At 71.4% G+C, this 23,230-nt stretch carries 30 protein-coding genes and 1 tRNA gene; 25 read left to right on the top strand and 6 right to left on the bottom strand.

Features of this window, described 5'->3' with window-relative positions; translation table 11 throughout:
* Positions 1-88 precede the first annotated feature (88 nt).
* Both ACVWNX_RS09620 and ACVWNX_RS09615 read right to left on the bottom strand, forming a co-directional pair.
* On the bottom strand, positions 89-415 hold the full coding sequence (locus ACVWNX_RS09620; protein WP_454413483.1) for a hypothetical protein: 327 nt from the start codon (positions 413-415) through the stop codon (positions 89-91).
* Positions 416-655: 240 nt separating this feature from the next.
* Positions 656-1,084 (bottom strand): hypothetical protein, encoded by a 429-nt coding sequence (locus ACVWNX_RS09615; protein ID WP_454413482.1) that lies wholly within the window; start codon positions 1,082-1,084, stop codon positions 656-658.
* A gap of 346 nt (positions 1,085-1,430) precedes the next feature.
* Here ACVWNX_RS09615 and ACVWNX_RS09610 point away from each other — a divergent pair, with 346 nt between their 5' ends.
* A complete protein-coding gene (locus ACVWNX_RS09610; protein WP_454413481.1) occupies positions 1,431-2,030 on the top strand; it encodes a hypothetical protein in 600 nt (199 codons plus the stop codon).
* 61 nt (positions 2,031-2,091) lie between these two features.
* On the opposite strand, the gene ACVWNX_RS09605 is transcribed toward ACVWNX_RS09610, so the two are convergent.
* Complete coding sequence (locus ACVWNX_RS09605; protein WP_454413480.1) at positions 2,092-2,733, bottom strand: DUF1326 domain-containing protein; 642 nt, start codon at positions 2,731-2,733, stop codon at positions 2,092-2,094.
* Between the two features lie 415 nt (positions 2,734-3,148).
* Between ACVWNX_RS09605 and ACVWNX_RS09600 the strand changes: the two genes are divergently transcribed.
* The 3 genes from ACVWNX_RS09600 to ACVWNX_RS09590 all read left to right on the top strand — a co-directional run bounded on the left by ACVWNX_RS09600 (position 3,149) and on the right by ACVWNX_RS09590 (position 5,480).
* Complete coding sequence (locus ACVWNX_RS09600; protein WP_454413479.1) at positions 3,149-3,877, top strand: DUF4352 domain-containing protein; 729 nt, start codon at positions 3,149-3,151, stop codon at positions 3,875-3,877.
* 575 nt (positions 3,878-4,452) lie between these two features.
* The gene (locus tag ACVWNX_RS09595) at positions 4,453-4,896 is read left to right on the top strand and encodes a GntR family transcriptional regulator (RefSeq protein WP_454413478.1); all 444 of its coding nucleotides are present in this window, start codon (positions 4,453-4,455) and stop codon (positions 4,894-4,896) included.
* A gap of 2 nt (positions 4,897-4,898) precedes the next feature.
* Positions 4,899-5,480 (top strand): HD domain-containing protein, encoded by a 582-nt coding sequence (locus ACVWNX_RS09590; RefSeq protein WP_454413477.1) that lies wholly within the window; start codon positions 4,899-4,901, stop codon positions 5,478-5,480.
* Here ACVWNX_RS09590 and ACVWNX_RS09585 read toward each other — a convergent pair.
* Positions 5,468-5,941, bottom strand: a complete 474-nt coding sequence (locus tag ACVWNX_RS09585) for an NUDIX hydrolase (RefSeq protein ID WP_454413476.1) — start codon at positions 5,939-5,941, stop codon at positions 5,468-5,470. The two genes, ACVWNX_RS09590 and ACVWNX_RS09585, sit on opposite strands and share 13 nt — an antisense overlap.
* Complete coding sequence (locus tag ACVWNX_RS09580) at positions 5,938-6,708, bottom strand: helix-turn-helix domain-containing protein (protein ID WP_454413475.1); 771 nt, start codon at positions 6,706-6,708, stop codon at positions 5,938-5,940. Before ACVWNX_RS09580 ends, ACVWNX_RS09585 begins: the two co-directional genes overlap by 4 nt.
* 708 nt (positions 6,709-7,416) lie before the next feature.
* On the opposite strand from ACVWNX_RS09580, the gene ACVWNX_RS09575 reads away from it, so the two are divergent.
* The 18 genes from ACVWNX_RS09575 (at position 7,417) to ACVWNX_RS09490 (ending at position 19,003) form a co-directional block, all read left to right on the top strand.
* A complete protein-coding gene (locus ACVWNX_RS09575) occupies positions 7,417-7,665 on the top strand; it encodes a DUF6284 family protein (protein WP_454413474.1) in 249 nt (82 codons plus the stop codon).
* Positions 7,662-8,021, top strand: coding sequence for a hypothetical protein (locus ACVWNX_RS09570; protein WP_454413473.1), 360 nt, complete (start codon positions 7,662-7,664; stop codon positions 8,019-8,021). Before ACVWNX_RS09575 ends, ACVWNX_RS09570 begins: the two co-directional genes overlap by 4 nt.
* Positions 8,018-9,115, top strand: a complete 1,098-nt coding sequence (locus ACVWNX_RS09565; protein WP_454413471.1) for a hypothetical protein — start codon at positions 8,018-8,020, stop codon at positions 9,113-9,115. Before ACVWNX_RS09570 ends, ACVWNX_RS09565 begins: the two co-directional genes overlap by 4 nt.
* A gap of 122 nt (positions 9,116-9,237) precedes the next feature.
* Positions 9,238-9,435, top strand: a complete 198-nt coding sequence (locus ACVWNX_RS09560; protein WP_454413470.1) for a hypothetical protein — start codon at positions 9,238-9,240, stop codon at positions 9,433-9,435.
* A gap of 93 nt (positions 9,436-9,528) precedes the next feature.
* A complete protein-coding gene (locus ACVWNX_RS09555; protein ID WP_454413469.1) occupies positions 9,529-9,747 on the top strand; it encodes a hypothetical protein in 219 nt (72 codons plus the stop codon).
* Positions 9,748-9,761: 14 nt separating this feature from the next.
* A complete protein-coding gene (locus ACVWNX_RS09550) occupies positions 9,762-10,151 on the top strand; it encodes a DUF6251 family protein (RefSeq protein WP_454413468.1) in 390 nt (129 codons plus the stop codon).
* 82 nt (positions 10,152-10,233) lie between these two features.
* Entirely contained in the window at positions 10,234-10,656 is a 423-nt protein-coding gene (locus ACVWNX_RS09545; protein ID WP_454413467.1) for an NUDIX domain-containing protein, read from the top strand.
* 75 nt (positions 10,657-10,731) lie between these two features.
* Positions 10,732-10,962 carry a DUF6257 family protein gene (locus tag ACVWNX_RS09540; RefSeq protein ID WP_454413466.1) on the top strand — a complete coding sequence of 77 codons (231 nt, stop codon included), beginning with the start codon at positions 10,732-10,734 and terminating at the stop codon, positions 10,960-10,962.
* 88 nt (positions 10,963-11,050) lie between these two features.
* Entirely contained in the window at positions 11,051-13,129 is a 2,079-nt protein-coding gene (locus ACVWNX_RS09535) for a cell division protein FtsK (RefSeq protein ID WP_454413465.1), read from the top strand.
* A 148-nt stretch (positions 13,130-13,277) separates the two neighbouring features.
* Positions 13,278-13,523, top strand: a complete 246-nt coding sequence (locus tag ACVWNX_RS09530; RefSeq protein WP_454413464.1) for a hypothetical protein — start codon at positions 13,278-13,280, stop codon at positions 13,521-13,523.
* A gap of 24 nt (positions 13,524-13,547) precedes the next feature.
* Complete coding sequence (locus tag ACVWNX_RS09525) at positions 13,548-13,736, top strand: hypothetical protein (RefSeq protein WP_454413463.1); 189 nt, start codon at positions 13,548-13,550, stop codon at positions 13,734-13,736.
* On the top strand, positions 13,733-13,873 hold the full coding sequence (locus tag ACVWNX_RS09520) for a hypothetical protein (protein ID WP_454413462.1): 141 nt from the start codon (positions 13,733-13,735) through the stop codon (positions 13,871-13,873). The genes ACVWNX_RS09525 and ACVWNX_RS09520 overlap by 4 nt, the downstream gene beginning before the upstream one ends.
* Positions 13,874-13,893: 20 nt before the next feature.
* A complete protein-coding gene (locus ACVWNX_RS09515) occupies positions 13,894-14,376 on the top strand; it encodes a hypothetical protein (protein ID WP_454413461.1) in 483 nt (160 codons plus the stop codon).
* A 92-nt stretch (positions 14,377-14,468) separates the two neighbouring features.
* The gene (locus ACVWNX_RS09510) at positions 14,469-15,371 is read left to right on the top strand and encodes a bifunctional DNA primase/polymerase (RefSeq protein WP_454413460.1); all 903 of its coding nucleotides are present in this window, start codon (positions 14,469-14,471) and stop codon (positions 15,369-15,371) included.
* Positions 15,368-15,670, top strand: coding sequence for a hypothetical protein (locus ACVWNX_RS09505; RefSeq protein WP_454413459.1), 303 nt, complete (start codon positions 15,368-15,370; stop codon positions 15,668-15,670). Before ACVWNX_RS09510 ends, ACVWNX_RS09505 begins: the two co-directional genes overlap by 4 nt.
* On the top strand, positions 15,667-17,061 hold the full coding sequence (locus tag ACVWNX_RS09500; protein WP_454413458.1) for a DNA primase family protein: 1,395 nt from the start codon (positions 15,667-15,669) through the stop codon (positions 17,059-17,061). The genes ACVWNX_RS09505 and ACVWNX_RS09500 overlap by 4 nt, the downstream gene beginning before the upstream one ends.
* Positions 17,062-17,360: 299 nt before the next feature.
* Positions 17,361-17,555, top strand: a complete 195-nt coding sequence (locus ACVWNX_RS09495) for a helix-turn-helix transcriptional regulator (RefSeq protein WP_454413457.1) — start codon at positions 17,361-17,363, stop codon at positions 17,553-17,555.
* Positions 17,552-19,003, top strand: coding sequence for a tyrosine-type recombinase/integrase (locus ACVWNX_RS09490; RefSeq protein ID WP_454413456.1), 1,452 nt, complete (start codon positions 17,552-17,554; stop codon positions 19,001-19,003). Before ACVWNX_RS09495 ends, ACVWNX_RS09490 begins: the two co-directional genes overlap by 4 nt.
* A 151-nt stretch (positions 19,004-19,154) precedes the next feature.
* On the opposite strand, the gene ACVWNX_RS09485 is transcribed toward ACVWNX_RS09490, so the two are convergent.
* Positions 19,155-19,226: transfer RNA gene (locus ACVWNX_RS09485), tRNA-Arg, on the bottom strand.
* Positions 19,227-19,480: 254 nt separating this feature from the next.
* Here ACVWNX_RS09485 and ACVWNX_RS09480 point away from each other — a divergent pair.
* The 3 genes from ACVWNX_RS09480 (at position 19,481) to lysA (ending at position 23,186) form a co-directional block, all read left to right on the top strand.
* On the top strand, positions 19,481-19,966 hold the full coding sequence (locus ACVWNX_RS09480) for a response regulator (protein WP_454414687.1): 486 nt from the start codon (positions 19,481-19,483) through the stop codon (positions 19,964-19,966).
* A 95-nt stretch (positions 19,967-20,061) separates the two neighbouring features.
* Entirely contained in the window at positions 20,062-21,777 is a 1,716-nt protein-coding gene (locus ACVWNX_RS09475) for a DALR anticodon-binding domain-containing protein (protein WP_454413455.1), read from the top strand.
* Between the two features lie 17 nt (positions 21,778-21,794).
* Entirely contained in the window at positions 21,795-23,186 is a 1,392-nt protein-coding gene (lysA, locus tag ACVWNX_RS09470) for a diaminopimelate decarboxylase (protein WP_454413454.1), read from the top strand.
* Positions 23,187-23,230: the final 44 nt, after the last annotated feature.

Genomic DNA, 23,230 nt, shown 5'->3' with positions numbered 1-23,230 from the left:
CGCCCCCGTTCCGCTGGTCGGACCGGAAGCCGCAGGGGCCGAGGTGCCGCCGCCCCACCTCCTCACCACCGCTGTGGGCGGCCCCTCCTCAGGTCACCCACCGCCAGCGGCCGCCCCGGAAGGAGAGGACGAGCCCGTTCTCCCGCAGATGGAGGACGTCTTCCTCCCCGTCCCACTCCATGCGCATGACCTCGTCCGGCCGGTCCCGGCCGAGCGCCCGCCGCCACCCCGGCCGACGGGGACCGCCCGGGGTGTCCAGGGCGAGGGACTCCACGTCCTCCAGCACCAGCGTGACGGGCCCGAGCGGGCGGTACGGCTCGGTCGCTGACTCCGTGTACGCCAGGGCGAACGCCAGCTCGACCCGGACCGTGGCCCCGGTGGGCGTCACGGTCAGCCCGACCCCCTCGGACTCCACGTCCAGCTCCCCGGTACCGGGGATCCGCCATCCCCTCACCTCCCGCCCGGACCGCCCTGGTTCGTCGTCGAGGACGGGCTCACAGCCGTGCCACACGGGACGACCTCTCAGGAAGGGGAGGGGAGGGGGACGACGCCGAGAGGAAGGGGAAGGGGAAGGGCAAGGGGAAGGGGGAAAGCGGCCGGGTGCCCGGGGAACAGGGCGGGCTCCGGAACGGTCCGGCGCTCCGGCGCGCGCGGCTCAGCTCACCCCGCCGATCACGCACCGGCCCTCGGTGGCCGCGGCGGCGAAGAACGGCACGAGGTCGTCCAGGTCCTGGTCCTCGCGCCGGACGTCCCAGTCGGCGGCCCGCACCGAGCGGCTCCAGTGTTCGCGCGCGAGCCCTGCGGCGACCTCCCGCACCTCGGCCGTGCCGAGGGTGAACGCGGGCCCGTACCGGAACCCGAACCCGTCGACGACCTCGCATCCGCGTCCGGTCGCCCGCGCCAGCCACGGGTAGGCGGCCTCCCAGACGGGGGAGTCCCCCTCCACCCGCGCCCGGTCCTCGGCGAGTTCGATCAGCGAACGGTAGTCGTGCCCGAACGAGTCCCCCACCGGGCGGAACCCGTCGGGTGCCGGACCGCCGCCCCCGCCGAAGAACACGGCGTCGAGCACTTCGTGCCGGATCAACGCCTCCGTCAACAGGGACGGCCGGACTTTCACGAGACTCAGCCACATGGACACGGTGACGCTCTCCCCCTCACACGGTCGGGCGGCCGGGACCGCCGCCGTCGGCCGTGCCGGGCCGCCCCGGTTCCGAGGACCGTACCTGAAGCGGCACGGCGGGCGGTCCTCCGTCCACGGGGCCGCGCCCGGCCTCCTCCCGCAGGTCGGCCGCCCTGCCGCCCCGCGTACCGCAACGGCCCGCCGCGCGCCCCCGGCCTCTTGCGATCCGCCCTCTCCCGGCGCACGGTTGTCGGGGAACGGAACGCTGCTCGGCACCCCCGGGTGCCCCGAGGGGGAGGGCGGTACGACCATGGGGACGGTGTCCCGCTGGGCGGGGGAAACCTTCGGTGACGTGGCGGACCGGCTGGCCGCCCTGATCCCCGCGAGCCTGGCCCGGGCCCATGCCAGGGCGCGCGACGGCCACGAGGGCGTGCACACCCAGACCCTGGAAGCGTACGGACACGGGCTCTACGCCGCTCAGTACGAGGAACTCGCCGTCAGTCTGGCGGCCCTCCCGGAAGCCGTCCCCGTACGGCTCCAGGGACGCACCCTGGTGGTCGTCCGGGACCGGGTGATCTACCCGCTGCGCTACGCGAAGCGGGACGTCCCCGTGACGGCGGCCCGGCTGCGCCGCACCAAGGGCTTCCGGGCCGACCTGATCCGCCGTCATGGACCGGAGCCCCTGCAACAGGAACTGGACCTGGGCCTCGACGAGCCGGAGCCACCGGACCCCCATCCGGACCTCGCCCTGCTCCCGGACGACGTGCGCCTCGTCCTGGTCGCCTACGCGTGCTCGATGGCGGACGGGGTGATGCGCGCGGAGTGGGGCTCGGCGGAACTGCGCCGGGAGGACCGGTACCTCGTCTGGCACCACCACGAGCCCCTGTATCCGGCCCCTTCGAGGAGCTAGCGCCGGGCCCGTCCCGTCCCGCCCCGTACGGGCAACGGGTGCGGGAACGGACCCGGTCGGGTCACGCGTCGGGACGCCAGTCGAACGGGAAGTGCTTGCTGGAACCGCCGCGGTATGCGCGGGAGAAGTCGAACCCCTCGGCGCGGTCCGCGCTCACCACGCCCCAGGTGGCGATCTGTCCGGGGCCCACCTCCGCCCCGGGCGCGTTGACGAGCTGGACCCGGCGGGTGGGGTCCGAGGTGGGGCCGGTCAGCGCGACGGCGCCGACGTCCACCCGGTCGGGGACGGTGGCGCCCCAGTACGCGAGGTCCGGCGCGGCCTCGAACCGGACCGGGGCGTAACGCACTTCGCGCACCTCGCTGATGAGCGAACCGAACTTCCCGGGCCAACCGCCGACGTTCCCCCGGAAGATCGTCTCCAGCGCGTCCCGCTGCTCCGACGTCCCCTCGGCGTCGATGTAGAACATCACCGACATCGTGGCCCCGGGGTCGTCCACCCACATGTTCCCGGCGAACTCACCGAGCGCCACGACGCCCAGCCCGTCCAGCCGCACGTCCCCGAAGTGTCCCTCGTGGACCTGCCACACCAGTGTGAACCGACAGGCCCCACCCGTCGGAGCCTGCGCGAACGTACAGGGACAGGGCATCGAACAACTGCACACGTCGAACCACTCGCCCTTGAGGTGCCAGTCGGTCCCGCTCATCGGCGCTCCCTTCTCTCTATACCCTAGGGGGGTATCTGATCCCGAAAGGGAGGCTAAATCTCCTCCCGCTGCCCTGTCAAATACCCATGGGGGGTATTGAGTTGGGTGAGGTGGATGTGGTGAGAGTGAGGTGAGTGGCGATCGATGAGCCCCAGGATCAGCCGCGAAGCTGTCAGCGCCACCCGGTCCGACGCCTCCCGCGTCCTCCCGGTCCTCGCGCGTGCAGCCGGCTCCGGTGACCGCCCTTCCGCGCCGCGCTCGTTGCCGCCCAGGTGCCCGGCAGGCGCGCCGGTAGGCGGGAGTCGGGAGTCGGGAGGCGGAGCCGTGCGGGAGCGTCAACGGGGGATCCGCGCGATGATTGTCTACCCGTGAACTCCCGGCCCATCCCGGGTTCGCACCTCAGGAGTCCCCTGCCATGATCCCGCCCAAGCCCGCCGACGCCCCGGCTCCCCCTCCGGCCCCCGCGCCCACCGGACCCCGGTTGTCCCGCCGCGCGGTTCTGCTGCTCGCCGCGTGGACGGTCGTGGTCGCCGGGGTGTCCTCCGGCGTCACCGTCGCCCTCGTGGGCGACGACAGCAGCCCGGACGCGATGCCCGCGACGGAGTCCAGCGCGTCACCATGGCAGGACACCCGGACGTATCCCGAGGATGCCGGGCGGGAGACGGAAGGGCAGCCCAGCGCCTCTCCCACCGTCGAGAGCCATGCGATGGGGAAGAAGGTCAGGAGCGGCGGCGCGACCGTGGTCGTCGAGAAGGTCCGCGAGTCCCCGACGGTGGTCATCGACGACTTCGACGGGACCAAGACCCTCAAGGCCAGCGAGGGCGCGAAGTACGTCACCGTGGAGACCACCGTCTACAACGACGGCGACGAGTCCTTCGACCCCGTCTGCGGTGGCGGGATCTCGCAGGGTCTCGTCGACGCCGAGGGCAGGACGTTCGACGTGATCGAGAACGTGTACCAGATCAAGGAGAACCAGAAGGCCAAGGCGTGCGGCGAGGAAGTGCAGCCCGGGTTCAAACGGGACGCGCACTTCGTCTACCGGATTCCGGCTGACGCCAAGCCCGCGCTGTGGAAGTTCTCCGGCTCCCAAGGAGCGGACGACGACCTGGCCCTCGTCAAGATCGCCGGTTCCGTTTCCCGCTGACGGCCCACCCCGCGCCCCTTCGTACGGCCGGGCGGCCCTGACGACGTGCAGGGCCCCCGCGAGGCGGCCGGGAAACCGTCGGGCCGGCGCGGGCGGTCCGCGTCGAGTTGCTGACCGTTCGGGACGGGCCGTCCGCCCCCGTCCCAAACGAACGGTCCAGCTCTCGACAACCCGGCACGACCCGACGCGTATGCGTCCGGAGAGACGAAGAAGCCCCCGACCCGCATCGCTGCGGATCAAGGGCTTCTCTCGGCACTTCTCGCGAAGTGCCCCCGGCAGGATTCGAACCTGCGCACACGGCTCCGGAGTGATCGTGCCGATCGTTTCCCGCACCATCTCTGACCTGGGCGGCAAGCCGACGACGAACTCCGGGAAGCTCAGGTGTGTCGGAGGTGTGTCGCGACGGTCCTCCGCTCTCGCTGGGACCCCGGCACCGTGCGAGGCCCCTACCGCTGGCAGAAGGCCACGGCCGCGTCGTCGCCGGACTTGTGCCGGGACCACCGTTGCCCGGTCGGGTCGGTTGCCTCCGCCACGTGCGACCCTGGCAGCAGTCGTCACTCCCGGAAGGAGGTGCCGTGCCGGAGGCCAGCCCGCGCGGAACCTATCTGCTGATCGCCGAGGCACTGCGGAAGGACATCGAGAAGGGGCTCGACGGAGACCCGCTTCCGTCCGAAGCCGCTCTCATGCGGACGCACGACGTCTCGCGCAACACCATCCGGCGCGCGCTCAAGATCTTGGAGGCGGAGAAGCTCATCACCTCTGTCCCCGGTGTCGGCTGGCGGGCGTCCAGCACGCCTATCAGGCCGCTCGTGGACCGCATGACCGATCTGATCACGGGAGATTCGCTGGCGGTGGGCGATACCTACCCGTCGGAGTCGAAGCTGCGCGAGCGCTTTGACGCATCCCGCACGGCGGTCCGACACGCCCTCGCTCAGATGGAGGGAACGGGCCTGCTGGCTACGGTCCACGGCAAGGGCCGTACCGTTCGCGCTCTCCCGACGAACCTGGAGGATACGTAACCTTGGCAGCCGTGGGGCTTACCGCCTGGGCGTACTCGCTCTCCGAATTGATGCTGTCCGACCCGTTGCCGCGCCGCTGGGCACACTCCCTCGGTGTCGCCCGGCGGGCCCGTTCCCTGAGCCCGATCCTCGGACGCGATACTGAGCTTCTGGAAGCCGCCGCCGTCCTGCACGACGTCGGTTACTCCCCCCCCATCGCCACGACAGGCTTCCACCCGCTCGACGGCGCCCGGTTCCTCCGCGACCAGGAGGGTGCTGACGAACGGGTCGTACGGCTCGTGGCCCATCACTCCTGCGCGCTCTTGGAGGCCGAGGAGCGTGGGCTCAGGCATGAGCTGGAGTCCGAGTTCGAGCTGGAGCGCCCGGAGCTGGTGGACGCGCTCATCGTCTCCGATATGACCACGACCCCGTACGGCGAGCACACCACGCCGACAGCCCGCCTGAACGAGATCGTGGAGCGCTACGGACCGGACACGATCGTTGGCCGTTTCATCCAGCGGGCGGCGCCGGAGATCCATGCCGCGCACGAGCGAGTGGAACTCCGAATGGCTTCCGCCGTAGCCCGCAGTCATCAGCCGATGTAGGGCTCCCGCCGGTTCTCGTCCAGGCCGTGCGTGATGCGGAGGCGCATGGAGGGATGGATTTCCAGGCCATCGAGGTCCGCAGGGTCCACCCAGCGGACCTCTTTCGATTCGCTGCTGGTCCGGAGAACGCCCCCGACCGGGTGGGCCCTGAAGCAGATGGAGAACTGCTGCCGAACCTCGCCGTCGTCATAGGCGAGGACGTGATCCGGGTCGGTGTAGAGCCCGACGATGTTGTCGACCTCGACGTGGATTCCGGTCTCTTCCTCGACTTCACGGACGGCTGTTTCTCCGATCCGTTCGCCAATGTCGTGGCCGCCGCCGGGAAGCGCCCACAAGCCGTTATCCGTCTTGTGGATCAGAAGGAGGCGCCCGTGGTCATCACGGACCACGACCGTCACGGACGGCACCACCGAGTTGGCCTCGGGCGCCATGGGGTCACGGAAGTAGTCGATCCGGCTCATGCGCCCGATCCTCCCAGGTCGGTGTGCGAGGAAATGGGACGGGCGCTTTCCCAGACGCGTTCGACGCTCTCCGCGTAGGCATCGAACAACTCCCCTCCTGCAACGCGCTGAAGGTGCAGGACAGGCGCCATGTACGCGCCCACGCCGTACAGGTGCCCGTTCGCGAGCATCACGTCATCGGCACGGTAGATCGAGTTGTAGAGCGTGGTGGAGTGCAGCCTGAACTCCACACCAGGAAGCCTGAACAGCGGCGCATAGTTGACCAGCGCGTTGCGAATCTTGCTCGCCATCGCGCCGCCGATGCCCTCGTCCTCGCCTCGGACAGCGACGGCCGCCGAGACGGGATCGCCGAGCATGAACCGGATTCGTAGGCCATCGGCTGATTTCTCCTTCACGACCTGGTGGAACGCAGCATCTTCGGTGAGCCAGAGGCCTGAGTAGACCAGCACGTCAAAGTGCCGCGTGGCACCGGCGTAGAGCTGCGGCCACAGTTGGTTCGGCACGACGGAGCGGTGCGGGTAGAGCTGGACCAACTCCGCGTTACCTGCCTTGGTGACCTCTGCCGATGTCCGTTCCTGAGGCCAGAGGTAGGACACCTCCCGCCTGAGAAGGGATGCCGTCGCGTACTTGTACCGGCGGTACGGCTGGCGCTGGGGCTCGTTGACCCAGCGCTCCACGGTCTTCGCCGATACCCCCAGGCGCTCCGCAATCTGATCCAGCGTCATGCCGCTCTCGACGATCGCGCCGCGCAACCGCTCGTTGGCCATGCCGTGCTCTCTCCCTGAGGGACGACTTGGGACGACTTCACCGTAGCCAAGACGTCCTGGAGTTGGGCAAGCGCGGAGTTCATCGTCGTGCCTGATCAAGCCACGCTTTAGGTACCTCAGGGCGGCGGGCTCGCGGAGCCGAAGGAAGTGAAGGACTTGACACCGCGTACCGCCCGCTCCATTCTGAGGTACAGGTACTACATGTACCTCATGAGGTGGCTCGCGGAAGCGGGCTGCTTCGACAGCGCGACAAGGGGCCCGGGACAGAGCGGGCCGAGGGTCCCGGATCCCTGGTCAACCGGAGGGCAAGACCGAAAGGTCACCGTCTCGCATGCCTACAACGGGAGCTCGTGTTCCTGAAGGCGAGACACCTGCACGACCTGCACATGTCCGACCTGTTCCGGGAGGTTGATGTGTACCAACGAAGAAGACCGTGGGGCCCCCGTTGCTTGACCAGCACGGCGGCCGTGCCCACAGCGTCCCCCTGATCCGTCGCTTCGGCGCACCGGGCCAGCCGGTGATTTGCGGATGTCAGGTCACCTGCGCAGCGGTGCTGCGGCCGGTTGCCTCCCTCGCCCGTCCGGGCCCCTTCTACGGGGGTGCGTACGGGCGGGGCTGAGGGGAGCCGGATGGTTCCCAACGGCATGAACCCCCGGGGCGGCCACCCCGGGGGTTCGTCGGGCCGTTCCTGTCTCGAAGGGACAACCCATGAACATCATCCTCCCCGTGTCGAGTGCGGGGCTCGCATTCGACGGTGAGCCGTCGGACGCGGAGCTGGACGCGATTGACCGTGAGCTGCCGCTGGTCCTCGCGGAGGTGGACCACCTTGACGCCGTGATCAGCGTCCTGGACCGGCCCGTCACCGAGCTGGACGACCGGCGTATCCGCCGGGCCGCCCGCCGCGTCCTCGACGCCCGCCGCGCCCTGACCGCCAGCGTCCCGAGGGAGGCGGCATGACCACCACCCTTGCGGTGCTGGATGGTCTGTCCGTGCCGCTGCGGGCCCTGCGCCTGCTGTCCGCCGACCACCCGGCCCTCCCCGCCCCGACCGTGTCGGTGTCCCCGGTCGTGCCGGACCGGCTGGAGCTGGCCTTCCACACGGGCAGGTACGGGCCCCCGCCGATGTCCGCGTTCGAGACGTGGCGGGAGGAACTGGGGATCTCCCCGGACACCGTCACCCACCGGGTGCTGGCCAGCGGCACGTGGGTGCTGCACGCCGCAGGCGAGTACGCGGGCGCCCAGGTCGAACTGGCCGCGTTCGCCGACGTCTCCCCCGACGACGTCCCTTCCGGGGACGTCGGGGAGGCGGGATGACGGCCGGGACGGATTACCGGGCGGAGCGGCGGGCTGATCACGCCGCTGAGGCGGAGCAGCGGCGGTTGGACGCCGCCGCTGCCGATGCCCGGCGTGCTGAGCGGGAGCGGGCCGCCGATCAGCGGGCCGCCCGGCTGCGGGAGGAGCGGCGGGCCGAGGGGGCGCGGGAGCGGGAGGACCGTGCCGCCGCCCGTGCGGCGCGGCGCCGGGCGCGGGCGGGGCAGCTCACGCCGGAGAACGTGTACCGGCGGGGGACGCTGGCGCTGGTGGTCGCGTCGGGGCTGGCTTCGCTGCCCGCCCAGGTGCTCCACTTCGTGCACATCTCCCCGATGCTGCTGCCGCTGCCGTTCGCGCTGGAGGGCGCGGCGTGGGTGATGGCGGCCGGTGTCGCCTACGCCGACGCACGCGGCCTGCCCGGTTGGGTGAGGTGGCTTCTTCGGGGGCTGGTGCTGGCGGCGGCCGGGTTCGCCGCCAGCGTCAACTACTCCTACGGCATCCACCTGGAGGGCCTGTCGTCCTCGGACGCCCAGGCGGCCGGGGTCGGGCTCGCGGCGGTGACGCTGTTCGGCCCGCTCCTGTTCGAGGTGCGGCAGTGGGTGTCCACCCTCGCCGCCCGCGACGGAACCGACCGCGCCGCCCGGCGCCACGCCGCCGCCCGCCGTCGGCACCACCGCCAGGTGCACCGGCTGGCGGTCCGGCTCGTGTCCGCCGCGCCCCACGGAACGCTCACCGCCGAGGACGCGTGGGCGCACGCGTGGGAAGTGGTCCACGGACCCACCGCCCCAGGCATGACACCCGACCTGGTCCACCGCGCCCGGAAGTCCGCCACCCGCCTCGCCGAGGCCCGCACACCCGGCCCCGACGAGATCGGACAACGCGTCCGCGCCGGACTCGGCCCTGAGCCGTTCGTGCTGCCGCCACTGGCCGACGTCGTCCCGATCCGGACCGTAAAACCGCAGGTCACTTCCCAAATGCCCCCCAAGGCTGAAGGGAAGAAGCCACGCCCGCCGCGCCGCCGCAAGGGCGACACCCCCACCTACCACCGCGCCGCCCGCACCGCCGCAGCGGACACCGCCCGCCGCACCCCCGCCTGACTGGCTTCTGCCCGTCACACACAGCCCCGGCAGCACGCCGCGACGGCCCCGGACCGAATCCGGCCCGGGGCACTCGGGACACCGGCTCCCGGCGTCCCCCACCCACCCGGAAGGAACCCGCAATGTTCGGTAAGCGCAAGCGCGAGACGACCACCCCGGCCATCCCGACCGCACAGTCCGACCAGTACCGCCTGAAGGACAGCGGCCGCCAGGTCACCCTCCTGGAACACCTCGGCGACGGGGACGTCCGTATCGCCATGGACAGCGGCAACGTCACCCGGGACGACATCGTCAGCGCCCGCGACATCACCCCCGCCTGACCCAGCAGGCCAGCCCCCGTCCAGCCGCGGCGGCGCCGGATCGAATCCAGCCGGGGGCACCCCGCAACGCCCGCCCAAGCCTGAGGAGACACCGTGTCCACCAACCAGCCGCAGCAGGGCTCACACCAGTACGTGCTCACCCTGGACCTTCCCGGCAGGGCCATGTCCACCTGGACCGGCACCCTGACCCCCGGCACCAACGACACCCGCCACGACGTGTACCGGTGGCTGCGCGACCAGATCACCGCCGACAACCCCACCTTCACGACCGGCACCGTCACCTTCTTCTCCCTGGAGCCCAACCAGCTCTGAAAGGAGCAGCCACCATGACGAACCTCCCCGAGGTGCCCCGGGTCGTGCAGCTCCCCGACGGCACCCACACCTACACCCACCCCCACCACCTCCCCGCCCCGCACCAACCCCCGTCCGCGCCGCAGCCGCTGCCGCAGGTGGTGCACATCCACCAGGCGCCCCCGGACCGGACGGTTCAGCGGGTCGCGCTCGGCTCGGGTATCGGGGCGGGGGCGGTGGGTGCGGGGGTGTACTTCGGGCCGCTGCTCGTCGGCGCCCTCACCGCCATCGCCGCCAACCTGGCCCTGCTCGCGTTTCTCGCCGTGGCCCTCGCGTGGGGCGTCGTCACTGTCGTCCGCTCCATCGGCGGACCCGAGGGCACCACCGCCGCGAAGAACCTCGGCACCCTCCGCCGCAAGGGCTGACGGCTGCCCGCACCGCCCCCGGGACCACGGTTCCGGGGGCGGTAAGGGGAGCCGGGACAGCCCCGGCCCGAAGGGGGCATAGATGACTGAGACCGAGACGTTCGAGACCATCCGCCTGACCTCCGATGTCGTCGCCGTCGACCCCGCCGGACGCGTGCTCCTCATCGAGCGGGGCTGGGCCCCGTACGAGGGCTGCTGGGCGCTGCCCGGGGGGCACGTCGACCAAGGGGAGACGTCGCTTGAGGCGGCCGGGCGGGAACTGGCCGAGGAGACCGGAGTCCGGGTGGACCCGTCCGCTCTGCGGCAGATCGGCGTGTGGGACCAGCCCGGCCGCGACCCGCGCGGACGGTACGTGACCATCGCCTACCTCGCCACCGTGCCGGACGGCACGACCGCGATCGCCGGGGACGACGCCCGCGCCGCCCGCTGGTGGCCGCTCACGGCCCTGCCCCCGCTGGCGTTCGACCACGCCGACATCATCCGCGCCGCCGTCGCCCACCGCTGACGGTTGCCCGATCCGCCCGACCCCGTTCGGGCGGTGAGGGGAGCCGGGACAGCCCCGGCCCGGAAAGGGCCGAACATGCCGCACCCCAACCCGAACCAGCGCCGGTCCGACGTGAAGCTGACAGCCGGTGAGAAGGCCGGCCTCGCGTGGCTGGTCGCCCGGATGGCCAAGCGGGGCCTCGCGGACCCCGACCGGACCGGCACCGGCACGGTCGACCTCTCCGACCTCCAGCGCAAGGCCGACCGCATCTACGAACGCGCCGCCCACCGCGAGGACACCAACCGCAGGCGCGCGAAGAGGAAGTAGCCACCCCCCGGGGACGGCGATGCCTTGGCCGGACGGCCGTCCCCGGGGGTCTGCCCTCCCACTCTTCCGAGCAGCAGGAGCATCCAGCATGACAAACACGCCCACGGCGGCGCACCTGCGTCCCGTGCCTGACATAGACGATGACGGCGGGACGTCCGCCGTGCCGGTCGCGGTGGACAACCCGCTTCTGCCCGGTCCGGGCGTCACGGTGGAGAAGCGTAGGCCGGTGCTGGCCGGGTGGCTGACGAACCGCCGGGACTTCCTGGCGACCGCCCGCCACACGGGTGCGAACCTCGGCTACGCCGCCCTGTACCACGGTGTCCGTGCCCCGGTGTATGCCGGTCGGCTCGCGCTGATGGCACCGCGGGGAGCGTGCCGGTTCGTCGCGTCGACCAACCGGTGGGTGTGGGACCGCGAGGCCGCGCCCCTGCGTGACCACGCGGTGCGTGCCGAAGACGTCGAGGAGTACATGCGTCTGGCGAGGCTGCGGGCCGGTCGTATCCGGCTGCGCGGTCTGGTCACCCTCGTCGCCGCCGTGTTCGGCACGGGGTTCGCCCTGTGGCTGTACGTCGTCGCCCCCGCGTTCCTGTACGCGTTCGCGGCGGGCGGGGTCCTGCTGCTGGGCGCGGCGGGGCAGCAGCCCGACGCCCCGGTCGTCGGCCCGGCCGTGCTGAAGACCGAGGTGCAGAAGCTCACCGGGTCGATCGTGCTGCGCGGACTCGACTCGATCGGCAACTCGCGGGTGTCCGCCGCCATCAAGAAGGGCGGCGACATGAACGGTCTGCGGTTCACCAGCGAGATCGTGCGGGACGGCCCCGGCTACCGGGCCGACCTCGACCTGCCCTACGGCGTCACCCCGGACGACATCATGGACGCCCGCAAGCCCCTGGCCTCCGGTCTGCGCCGCAAGGTCGGCTGCGTGTGGCCCTCCCCGGACCCCGCCGAGCACGACGGGCGGCTGGTCCTGTGGGTCGGGGACAAGCCGATGAACGAGACCACCAAACCCGCGTGGCCGCTGCTGAAGACCGGGACGGTGGATCTGTTCCGTCCGGTGGTGTTCGGCAACGACCAGCGCATGCGGGACGTCGCCGTCACGCTGATGTTCGCGGCCGTCGTCGTCGGCTCCGTCCCCCGCATGGGCAAGACCTTCCTCATGCGGCTGCTCCTCCTGATCGCCGCCCTCGACCCACGCGCCGAAGTCCACGCGTTCGACTTCAAGGGCACCGGCGACTTCGGCGCCCTGGAACCCGTCTGCCACCGCTACCGCGCCGGGGAAGAGGACGACGACATCGCCTACGTCGTCCAGTCGCTGCGCGAACTGAAAGAGGAGCTGCGGCGGCGGGCGAAGGTCATCAAGTCCCTGCCGCGCTCGCGCTGCCCGGAATCGAAGGTCACCCCCGCCCTCGCCGACGACAAGTCCCTCGGGCTGTGGCCGATCGTGGTCGGGTTCGATGAGTGCCAGGTGCCGTTCGAGCACCCCGAGCACGGCGCGGAGATCGAGGCGATCTGCACCGACCTGGTCAAGCGGGGCCCCGCGCTCGGCATCGTGACCCTGTTCGGAACCCAGCGCCCCGACGCCAAATCACTGCCCACCGGGATCAGCGCGAACGCTGTCCTGCGGTTCTGCCTGAAGGTCATGGGCCAGCCCGCCAACGACATGGTGCTGGGCACCTCGATGTACAAGTCGGGATACCGGGCAACCATGTTCTCCCGCTCCGACCGGGGAATCTGCTGGATGGCCGGTGAGGGCGACGACCCGCGCATCGTCGCCTCCGCGTTCGTCGACGCGGTCGCCGCCGAACAGGTCGTGGCCCGCGCCCGCCAGGCCCGCGAGGAATACGGCAACGTCACCGGCCACGCCATCGGCAAGGGCCCCGACAAGACCGCCAGCACCGACATCCTCACGGACGTCCTCGACGTCATGGCCGAGGGCGAGAAGGCCGTGTGGTGCGAACGCATCGCCACCCGCCTGGCCTCCCTGCGGCCCGACACCTACACCGGGTGGAAGGGCGAGAACGTCACCGCCGCCCTCAAGCCCTACGGCATCAAACCCGGACAGGTCTGGAGCACCACCGACGACGGCAAGGGCGCCAACCGGCGCGGCATCGACCGCACCGACATCACCGCCGCCATCACACGCCGTAACACCGACCGGGCCGCCGCCTGACCCCACGCACCCGCTAGACCTAGCGGCCCCGGCCGCTAGGTCTAGCAGCCGCACTAGCGCCCTAAACGGCCCCTGAACAGCCACCTAGCGTCTAGCGGCCCACCTGCGGAAACCCCTGCACCCAGCCCTGGAAGGGGAAAGGCACCCCATGCTCACCGCTAGTGCCCTCATCGCACTCACCACCCTCGCCGGTTACGCACTGTTGTGCGCGGTCGCGCCGTTCGGAACCTGCCGCACATGCCGGGGCTTCGGCCACAAGGTCATCACCGACCGCAAGGGACGCCCCAAGCGCGACAAGCCCTGCCGCCGCTGCAAGGGCCACGGCAAACGCCTCCGCCTCGGCCGACGCCTCACCAACCACACCCGCGCCATCCACGCCGCCGGTACCCGCTGAACCACCCACCGAAGGAGACACCACATGGCCATCACCATCTCCCTCGTCGCCCTCTTCGGACTCGTCCTCTTCTTCCTTCTCCGGGGCGGCTCCCTCACCCCCACCGCCGCCTTCACCGCCACCGGCTTCGGATTCTTCCTCGCCTCCACCGGCGCCGCCGACCCCATCAACCACCTCACCACCACCCTCATCAACACCATCCCCACCCTGTGACAAACCAGAAGAAGAACCCCGGAACCTGCACCCGCGACGACTGCGACAGCGGCATCGTCCCCAACCCCGACTGGCCCGGCGAACTCACCATCTGCAGCGACTGCGACCCGTACTACGAGCCGCCGACCGGCGACTGATCCAACAACGTAAGGAACCCATGACCCGATGGATCGATGACCCGTCGCTGGAACCCCCTGATGGCCACCGCTGGGTGAGGGCCGCGCCGGACGACTGCCCCTCCTGCCCCTGCCACACCGCCCGCACGTGTGAGGCCCTCGCCTGGCACCGTGCCGGACGGCCCTCCTACCCCGACGGCACCCCCTACACCGAGCCCTGCCCCTGCGAGCAGCGAGAGGAGGAACGGGACCTCTCGGTGACCGTCTGGGTGGGCGGCGTCCAGCACGAGGTCACCGCGACGTACCGCCACGGGGCCCTGATCACCGAGCGGATCTGGCAGGGCGTCACCCCCGACCACCAGGAGACGACCGCCCCGGCGCGGCTCGCGATGGCCCTGGTCCACCCCGACATCGGCGGACACGGCATCACGGCCACCGACAGCCTCGGACGCGAGTGGACCCAGCACCCCTACGCCAGCCACGACGGCGTCACCTACCTGATCACCCACCGCCACCCCCAGTAACCCCCCCACCTCACCAACAGCAACGAGGGCGGCCCCCGTCTCGGCAAAGTCCGGGGCCGCCCTCAACCAGCACTGAACTGGAGGACTCCAGCATGACTCAACCGACCCCCCGTCCGCGACCCCCCGCCCGGGTTCCCCGCCTCTTGACCACCGCGCTCGACCTGGGGCGGCGCGGGGTGCCCGTGCTGCCGCTCCGCGCGGGCAAGCTCCCCGTCGGCAACTGCGCCGACTGCGCGGACCTCGAGTGCGGCGGGCGCCCGAACATGCTGACCCCGGGCCCCTGCGGGTGCCCCCGGCCGTGCCACGGGTGGGCCGCAGCCACCACCGACCCGACCATCCTCACGTCACCCGAATGGGTGGCTGTGTGGCGGGAGGCCGGTGCGGTAGCCTACGCCCCCGGCGAAGCCGGGGTGACGGTGGTGGACCTCGACAACGACGAGGCAATCGGCTGGGCCCGTCAGGTGCTCCCTCCGACGCGGACCGTGCCCACCACTCGGGGCCAGCACTGGATCTACCGGGGCACCACACGGTCCTCGAACGCCGTCCGACCCGGCGTCGACATCAAGTCGTTGATGGCCTACGTCCGCTGGATCGCCCCTGGCACCGGCCCCGTCGCCGCTCTCCCGGAGTCCGTCCGCGCCCTCGTCGTCAGGGAAGACGCCACCCCCGCCCGCGACCGGGTGGCCTCTTCCACGCATGCCGCCCGGTGGGACCGGACGGTGGCCACCGGGTGCCGCCACACCGTCGGCTACGTCCGCACCGGCCTCGACACCGGGACACGCAGGGTCCTCGGCCACACCGAGACCGGAGCCGGATCACAGGCGTACGGGGTCGCGAAGTTCCTCGCCGCCCAGCACGCCCGGTGCCCCGGCCCGTGCGGACTCGACCGGATCGGGGACGAGATCGTCGCCGCCGCCGTCACCGTCGGCGTCCCCGAGCCCTACGCCCGCCGCGCCGTCACACGCGGCCTCGCCGCCGCCGGAGCCACCGCGTGACCGCCGACCAGCCCGCGCCCCGGCAGACCGTAGGCGCCCCGGAGAACGCCGTCCGCAAGGGCGTCCCCTCTTCCTGTCGCCCGGACCCGCGCCCGGCGCGGGGCGCCCGCCAGGTCATCGGTGGTCTCCGTATCACCGCCCGGGGGCGCGGGGCGACGCCGACGGCCAGGTCCTGGTGCGTGTGCGGCCGGGACCGGTTCGCCGCCGGTGAGCAGCGCGTCCTCGCCCTCATCACCGACCACCACGACCACACCGCCGCGTGCCCCCGGCATGCCGGGGAAGCCGGGGCCGCCGCATGACCGCTATGGAGGAACTTCCGCCGCCGACCCACCCGATGGCCGTCGCGCGCCGTCTGCTGCCCGACTGGCAGACCGGGGACGGGCAGCTCCTCTACCGGCGCTGGCGCGCGTCGTGGATGCGGTGGACGGGCACGTGCTGGCGGGAGACCGACGAAGCCCAGATCCGCGCGGCGATGTACGAGCGTTTGGAGCACGCCGTCTACCGGGCCCCCGGCAAGGACGGGGAGACGGAGGAACGGGACTGGGCCCCCACTAAGCAGAAGATCAGCAACCTGCTGGACGCCCTCGGCTCGATCGTCCTGCTGCCGACCGAGACCGACGACCCGTCCTGGCTCGGCGACCAGGAAGCCGCCGGGCACGATCACGGCCCCATCGTCGCGTGCGCCAACGGGCTCCTGCGGATCAAGGACCGGGCCCTGCTCCCGCACACCCCCGGGTTCTTCAACATCGTCTCGGTCCCGTTCGCGTACGACCCGGACGCGACCGCACCGACGTGGGACAGCTTCCTCGCCCAGGTCTGGCCCGACGACCCCGCCTCCGTCACCGCCCTCCAGGAATGGTTCGGCTACGTGATCTCCGGCCGCACCGACCAGCAGAAGATCCTGCTCGTCTTCGGCCCCTCCCGCTCAGGCAAGGGCACCGTCGCCCGCGTGCTCAAGGCGCTGGTCGGCAAGGAGAACCTCGCCGGGCCCACCCTCGCCGGACTTGGCACGAACTTCGGACTGTCCACCCTGGTCGGCAAGCCCCTCGCGGTCATCTCCGACGCCCGCCTGTCCGGCAACGACAGCACCCAGATCGTGGAACGGCTGCTCACCATCTCAGGCGAGGACACCATCGACGTGGACCGCAAGTACCGCGAGCAGTGGACCGGGAAGCTCCCCACCCGGCTGGTGATCCTCTCCAACGAACTGCCCCACTTCGGTGACGCGTCCGGCGTGATCGCCAACCGGTTCATCCTGCTCAACACCCGCCTGTCGTGGCTGGGCAAGGAAGACCCCACGCTCACCGACCGGCTGACAGCGGAGATGCCCGGCATCCTCAACTGGGCCCTCGAAGGACTCGCCCGGCTCCGGCGCACCGGCCGCATCACCGAACCGGCCTCCACCCGCGACGCCGTCACCACCATGCGCGACACCGCCAGCCCCACCAGCGCGTTCGTCCGCGAACGCTGCACCACCGGCCCCACCCACCACGTCCCCGTGGACACCCTGTGGGCCGTCTGGCGCGAATGGGCCGAGGACAACAACGTCAAACCCGGCACGAAGCAGGTGTTCGGCCGCAACCTCCTCTCCGTCGTCCCCCAGCTCAGCCTCACCCGACCCCGCGACGGCAACACCCGCGTCCGGACCTACACCGGCCTCGCCCTGCGCCCACCCGGCACCCCCGAGTAGCCCCGCCCACAATCCGCCGGGTCGCGGACCATCGCGGACCACCCCACCTGACCTGCACAAACACCACCCCCCGGAATGGGACCATCGCGGACCATCTACACACGGGCGGTCCGCAGTGGTCCGCACGCCACCCCGCGCAAAACCCCAGGTCAGCACCCGTGGTCCGCGATGGTCCGCGACCCACGACATTGTGGCGCCCACTCACCCCGCATCTTCCTTCGCGCCGCTGCGGCCGGGGTGGCGGGTCCAACAGCACAGCCGTCCCTCTTTGGCTCCCGCAACTGATTGGAGGCACTCTCATGACTGCCCGAGCGATGGACGAAAAGATGACCATCAAGGAAGTCCTGTCTGACCTCAAGATTCCCCTGTCAACGTTCTATCGATGGCGTCAACTCGGGAAAGCCCCCCGCTCGATCAAGCTCCCGAATGGGGATATTAGAATTCGCCGCTCTGAGTATGAGCGTTGGCTTGCCGAGCGGGAGACTACTGCGTGAGTGATAGGCGCGACAACCTGGCCGGGCGTCCACAAGGTTCTGCCCGGCCGGGCTTCACGTTTGATGTGAAGCTGTGGAAGATTGCCGAGACCGGCCGTAAGTCCCGCCCTTGGCGTGTGCGTTGGGTTGTGGCAGGGCGTGTGTGGACGGAAACGTTTTCCACATACCCGCTCGCTGAGAGTCGACGCAACGAAATCTGGCACTCCATGAATCGGCGTGGTGAGCCGTTCGAAATCGACACCGGCCTGCCTGAATCAGAAGTTCGTAACGCGGAAGCGGCTGCGGAGGCGGAGCGGAAGGAAGACCCCACGTGGTGGGAGTTCTCGCGGGAGTTCATGAAACGTCGTTGGCGTACAGCGGCGGCTAAGACGCGAGAGGGGTTCGCTGACAGCCTTGCTTCCGCAGCTCTGGGGATGATGGGAGATCAGCCTGATCCCCCGGACCTGACGGTAGTGCGTCGGGCCATCAGGTGGGCTGTCGTACCGGCTCATGAGAGCGAGGATCCTCCTGCGGAGCTACGGTCGGCGTGTGAGTGGCTCGCTGAAAGCTCTCTCAATCTGTCGGCATTGATGAAGCCCGCAGTCGCCGAGGATGTCCACTATCGAATTGCCTACAGGCTTGATGGGAAGCTTGCGGCAAGGGACACGTACAAGCGACGTCGGCGTAACTTCAATGCGGCGATGGATTACGCGATCAATCGCGGATATATCGATGGGAACCCGGTCGCCGCAATGGAGCGGCCCGCCACTGCTCGTCAGGGGCCAATCGATCCGCGCATCCTGATGAACCCAGTGCAGGCACGTGAGCTTCTGGTCTCCGTTTCCTATGTGGGGTCGGTTCACAGGCATAGGGGGCGACGTCTGGTGGCCTTCTTCGGGTGCATCTTGTACGCCGCCATGCGTCCGGCTGAGGTCGTTGCATTGCGACGGTCTGACTGTGAATTGCCCGAGACTGGCTGGGGTTTGCTCACTCTCCGAAAGACGCGCCCCGTCGCGGGAAAGAAGTGGACCGATTCGGGGGAGCGGCACGACCGGCGAGGGTTGAAGATGCGCGACCCCGACGCGGATCGCCCAGTGCCGATTCCTCCAGTGCTGGTAGCCATGCTTCGGGCCCATCTGAACGAGTTCGGCACGGCCGGGGACGGTCGGGTCTTCCACAACGAGCGGGGTGGTCTGGTGGGGTCGACTTCCTACTACCGGGTCTGGGTTGAAGCGAGGCAGTACGCCTTCCCGGAGCCCAAGCTGCACAGTCCACTGGCGGAGAACCCGTATACCGGTCGGGCCTTCGCCATCACCCAGTGGCTCAAAGCGGGAGTCGCGATCGCTGAGGTGGCACGTCGCGCGGGTACCTCCCCGGAGGTGATCGACCGGCACTACGCGGGCCTCATCGACAACAGCGAGGAGGAGGACAACAAGAAGATCGAGAAGAGCATGGGGGTGGGGGAGTGAGGAGCACGCCGACGGCTGGCAGTGTGTCGGAGGTGTGTCGCGGGCACTGAGAAGGAATGAGAAAGAGCGGGAGTCAGTGAGACTGACTCCCGCCCTTTTTCTTCGGCATCTGCCCTGTTCAGAACCTGGTTCCAGGTGTCTGACCGGCGAGTGCCCCCGGCAGGATTCGAACCTGCGCACACGGCTCCGGAGGCCGTTGCTCTATCCCCTGAGCTACGGGGGCGTTGTCGCTGCCTCAGCGGCGGCGACGGGTAGAACACTACCAGCTCAGACCGGGTGGTCATGAACGGGTTTCGCCGATCCTCCCGACCCGTGTCCACCGCCCCGCCGGACCAGCGTGGACCACCGTGGACCGGCCGCCGGACCGCTGCCGATGCGCGCGTCGCCTCCGCGCGGTGGCCCCGGTCGTCCGCCGGGCCCGGCGGACCCGCCGCGCGTGGCCGTCCGACCCGGTCGGGGTACCCCGGTGGGGTGGAAGTGCGGAAAAGCCGGACGCGGCCCTCCTTGCCCACCTACTCTCGACGTGTGCCAGGCGCCTCGGGCCGGGTGCTTGTTGTGGACGACAACAAGGTCATCCGGCAGCTGATCAGGGTCAATCTCGAACTGGAGGGGTTCGAGGTCGTGACCGCGGCCGATGGTGTCGAAGCCCTCGACGTGGTGCACGAGGTCCGTCCGGACATCGTCACCCTCGACGTGGTGATGCCCCGGCTGGACGGGCTGCGCACCGCCGCCCTGCTCCGTGCCGACCCGCGCACCGAGCATCTGCCGCTGATGATCGTCAGCGCCTGCACCCAGCACGAGGTGGAGAGCGGTCTCGACGTGGGCGTCGACGCCTTCCTCTCCAAGCCCTTCGAGCCCGGCGAACTCGTCGGCATCGTCCGCAGCCTGGTGGCGCGCGGCGGTGATCCCGGCCCCGGACCCGAGGAACCCGAGCCCGCCCCCGTCGGCGGCGAGCACGAGTAGCCGGACGGGCCCCGGTAGGACACCGGGAACTCCGTCCCGTCCCACACCCCGAAACCCCCGCGCACCCCACCTCCCACCTCCCCTACCCTGGTTCCGTGACCCCCGTCGAGCTGTCCCGGACCGTGCTGCGCGCCGTGCGGTCCGCCGTGGACGCCGGGGAACTCGCCGTCGGGGGAACGGGGATTCCCGGACGGATCACCGTGGAGCCGCCCCGGCCCGGCGGACACGGCGACTACGCCACGAACGTCGCGCTCCAGCTCGCGCGCCCCGCCGGACGGCCCGCGTCCCAGGTCGCCGAGGTCATCCGACGGCGACTGTTGGACGAACCCGGCATCGACCGCGTCGACATCACCGGACCCGGGTTCCTGAACCTCACCCTCGACCCCGAGGAACACGGCGACGCCGCCCTCGTCGCCCGGGTCCTCGACGAGGGCCCACGCTACGGCCACGCGCCGGACGCCTTCACGGCATCGGACGTCCCCACCGTGCCGGACGTCCCCACCACGACGGGGGCATTCACCGCGTCGGAGGCCCCCGCCCCACCGGACGCCCCCGTCGAGCGGCACGCCGCCATCGGACGAAGCCCTCTGCCGGACCCCGACGCCTCCGCCGGACGGCACGGCCTCCCCGCCGGACGCGACGGCGCCTCCGCCCCGCCGGACGTCGTCCTCCTCGTCTCCGACGAACTCCGCGCCCGCGTCATCGCGCGGGCCGTGGTGCGGCTGCTCGCCACCCAGGGGGTCCGTGCCGTCCCGCGCGACGAGCGGTCCGCGCCGCCTGATCCCCACCGTGCCGCCAGGCCCACGGACCCCGCCGCACCGACCGGCCCCTTCCCGCCAGTGGCCCCCGACGCGTCGACCGGCCCCCTCCGGCCGTCCGCCCCCGTCCCGTCGACGGCCCCCGGCGAACCGACCGGCCAAGGCGCACCGACCGCCCCCGGTGCGCCGACCACCGCTGGCGCACCGACCTCGCCGACCGCATCCGGTGTGCCAACCACCTCCGACGCGCCGACCGCCCCCGTGCGCACCGTCCTCCCGCGCCCCGTGCCCGTCCGGGGCGTGTCCGGGGAGCCCGCCGCCGAGGACGCGCCCGCCCGCGCCGCCCTGCGCTGGGCCCTGCTGCACCCCGCGCCCCACGACCCGCCCGGTGACCCCGTGGTCCACCTCCCGCGTCGCGAGGGCAACCCGCTCTTCCGGGTCCAGTACGCCCACGCCCGTACCCACGCCCTGCGCCGCAACGCCCGTGACCTCGGGTTCTCGGCCCGGCCGGGGGAGTGCGTGCCCCGCACCACCCCGCACGGCGCGCCCTACGGAACCCACCACGACGCGCGCCGGGACACGCCCCCCGGCACCCGCCACGGCACCCACCGGAGCCCGGACACCGCCGGTCACCCCGACGATCCGGCCCTCGACGATCCGGCCCTCGACGATCCGGCCCTCGACGGTCCGGCCCCCGACGGGCCGGTGGTCCTCGACAGGCCGGTGGTCCTTGACGGGCCGGCGGCCCCCGGCGGCCAGGTCCCCGTCGCCCCCGACGCCACCGCCGCGCGGGACCTCGCGCGGTTGCTCGCCGAGTACCCCCGGGTCCTCGCCTCCGCCGCCCGCGACCACGCGCCCGACCGGCTCGCGCGCCACCTCGTGGACCTCGCCGACGGCTTCCTGCGGTTCCAGGCCGGGTGCCCGGTGCTGCCCGTCGGGGACGAGAAACCCTCGGCCGCCCACCGCGCCCGGCTCGCGCTCGCCGAAGCCGCCGGGACGGTGCTCGCGGGCGGCCTGACCCTGCTCGGCATCGACGCACCCGAACACCTCTGAGAGAAGCGCACGCAGACATGAGTCGTTCCGCCCACCCCGCCGGGCCCCGCCACGCCGACGTCCTCCCCGAGGGCCACTACACTGCCCCGCCCGCCGACCTCAACGCCCTCGACCCCAAGGTCTGGGCCCGTACCGTCACCCGGGACGAGGACGGGACGCTGACCGTCGGCGGGCTGCCCGTCACCCGGCTCGCCGAGGAGTTCGGGACGCCCGCCTACGTCCTGGACGAGAGCGACTTCCGGGCCCGGGCGCGCGCCTGGCGCGACGCCTTCGGGGCCGACGCCGACGTGTTCTACGCGGGCAAGGCGTTCCTGTCCCGGGCCGTGGTGCGCTGGCTGCACGAGGAGGGGCTGAACCTCGACGTCTGCTCCGGCGGCGAACTGGCCACCGCCCTGTCCGCCGGGATGCCCGCCGAACGCATCGCCTTCCACGGCAACAACAAGTCGGCCGCCGAGATCGAGCGGGCGATCAGCGCCGGGGTGGGGCGGATCGTCCTCGACTCCTTCCCGGAGATCGTCCGGGTCGCGCACGCCGCCGACCGGCTCGGGGTGCGCCAGCGGGTGCAGCTGCGGGTGACCGTCGGCGTCGAGGCGCACACCCACGAGTTCATCGCCACCGCCCACGAGGACCAGAAGTTCGGCATCGCGCTGGCCGGGGGACAGGCCGCCGAGGCGGTGCGCCGGGCGCTCAAGCTCGACGGCCTCGAACTCGTCGGCGTCCACTCCCACATCGGCTCGCAGATCTTCGACATGGCCGGGTTCGAGGTGGCCGCCCGCCGGGTGGTCGGTCTGCTCGCCGAGGTCCGCGACGAGCACGGCGTGGAACTCCCCGAGATCGACCTCGGCGGCGGCCTCGGCATCGCCTACACCTCCGCCGACGACCCCCGCGAGCCGCACGAGATCGCCACCGCGCTGCGGGCGATCGTCGCCCGGGAGTGCGAGGCCGCCGGGCTCCGCACCCCCCGGATCTCCGTCGAGCCGGGCCGGGCGATCGTCGGCCCCACCGCCTTCACGGTGTACGAGGTCGGCACCGTCAAGCCGCTGGAGGGGCTGCGCACCTATGTGTCCGTGGACGGCGGGATGTCGGACAACATCCGCACCGCGCTGTACGACGCCGAGTACAGCGTGGCGCTGGTCTCCCGCACCTCGGACGCGGAGCCGGTGCTCTCCCGGGTGGTCGGCAAGCACTGCGAGAGCGGCGACATCCTCGTCCGGGACGCGTTCCTCCCCGCCGACCTGGCACCCGGCGACCTCGTCGCCGTGCCCGCGACCGGCGCCTACTGCCGGTCGATGGCCAGCAACTACAACCACGTCCCCCGCCCGCCGGTGATCGCCGTCGCGGACGGTGCCGCCCGGGTGATCGTCCGCCGTGAGACGGAGGAGGACCTGCTCCGCCTCGACGTGGGCTGACCGGCCCTCGCGGGGGCGGGACCGGTGGTGGGTGACGTCGGTCA

Source organism: Streptomyces sp. JNUCC 64, from assembly GCF_054484115.1.
This window is presented reverse-complemented; position numbering and strand designations above follow the sequence as displayed.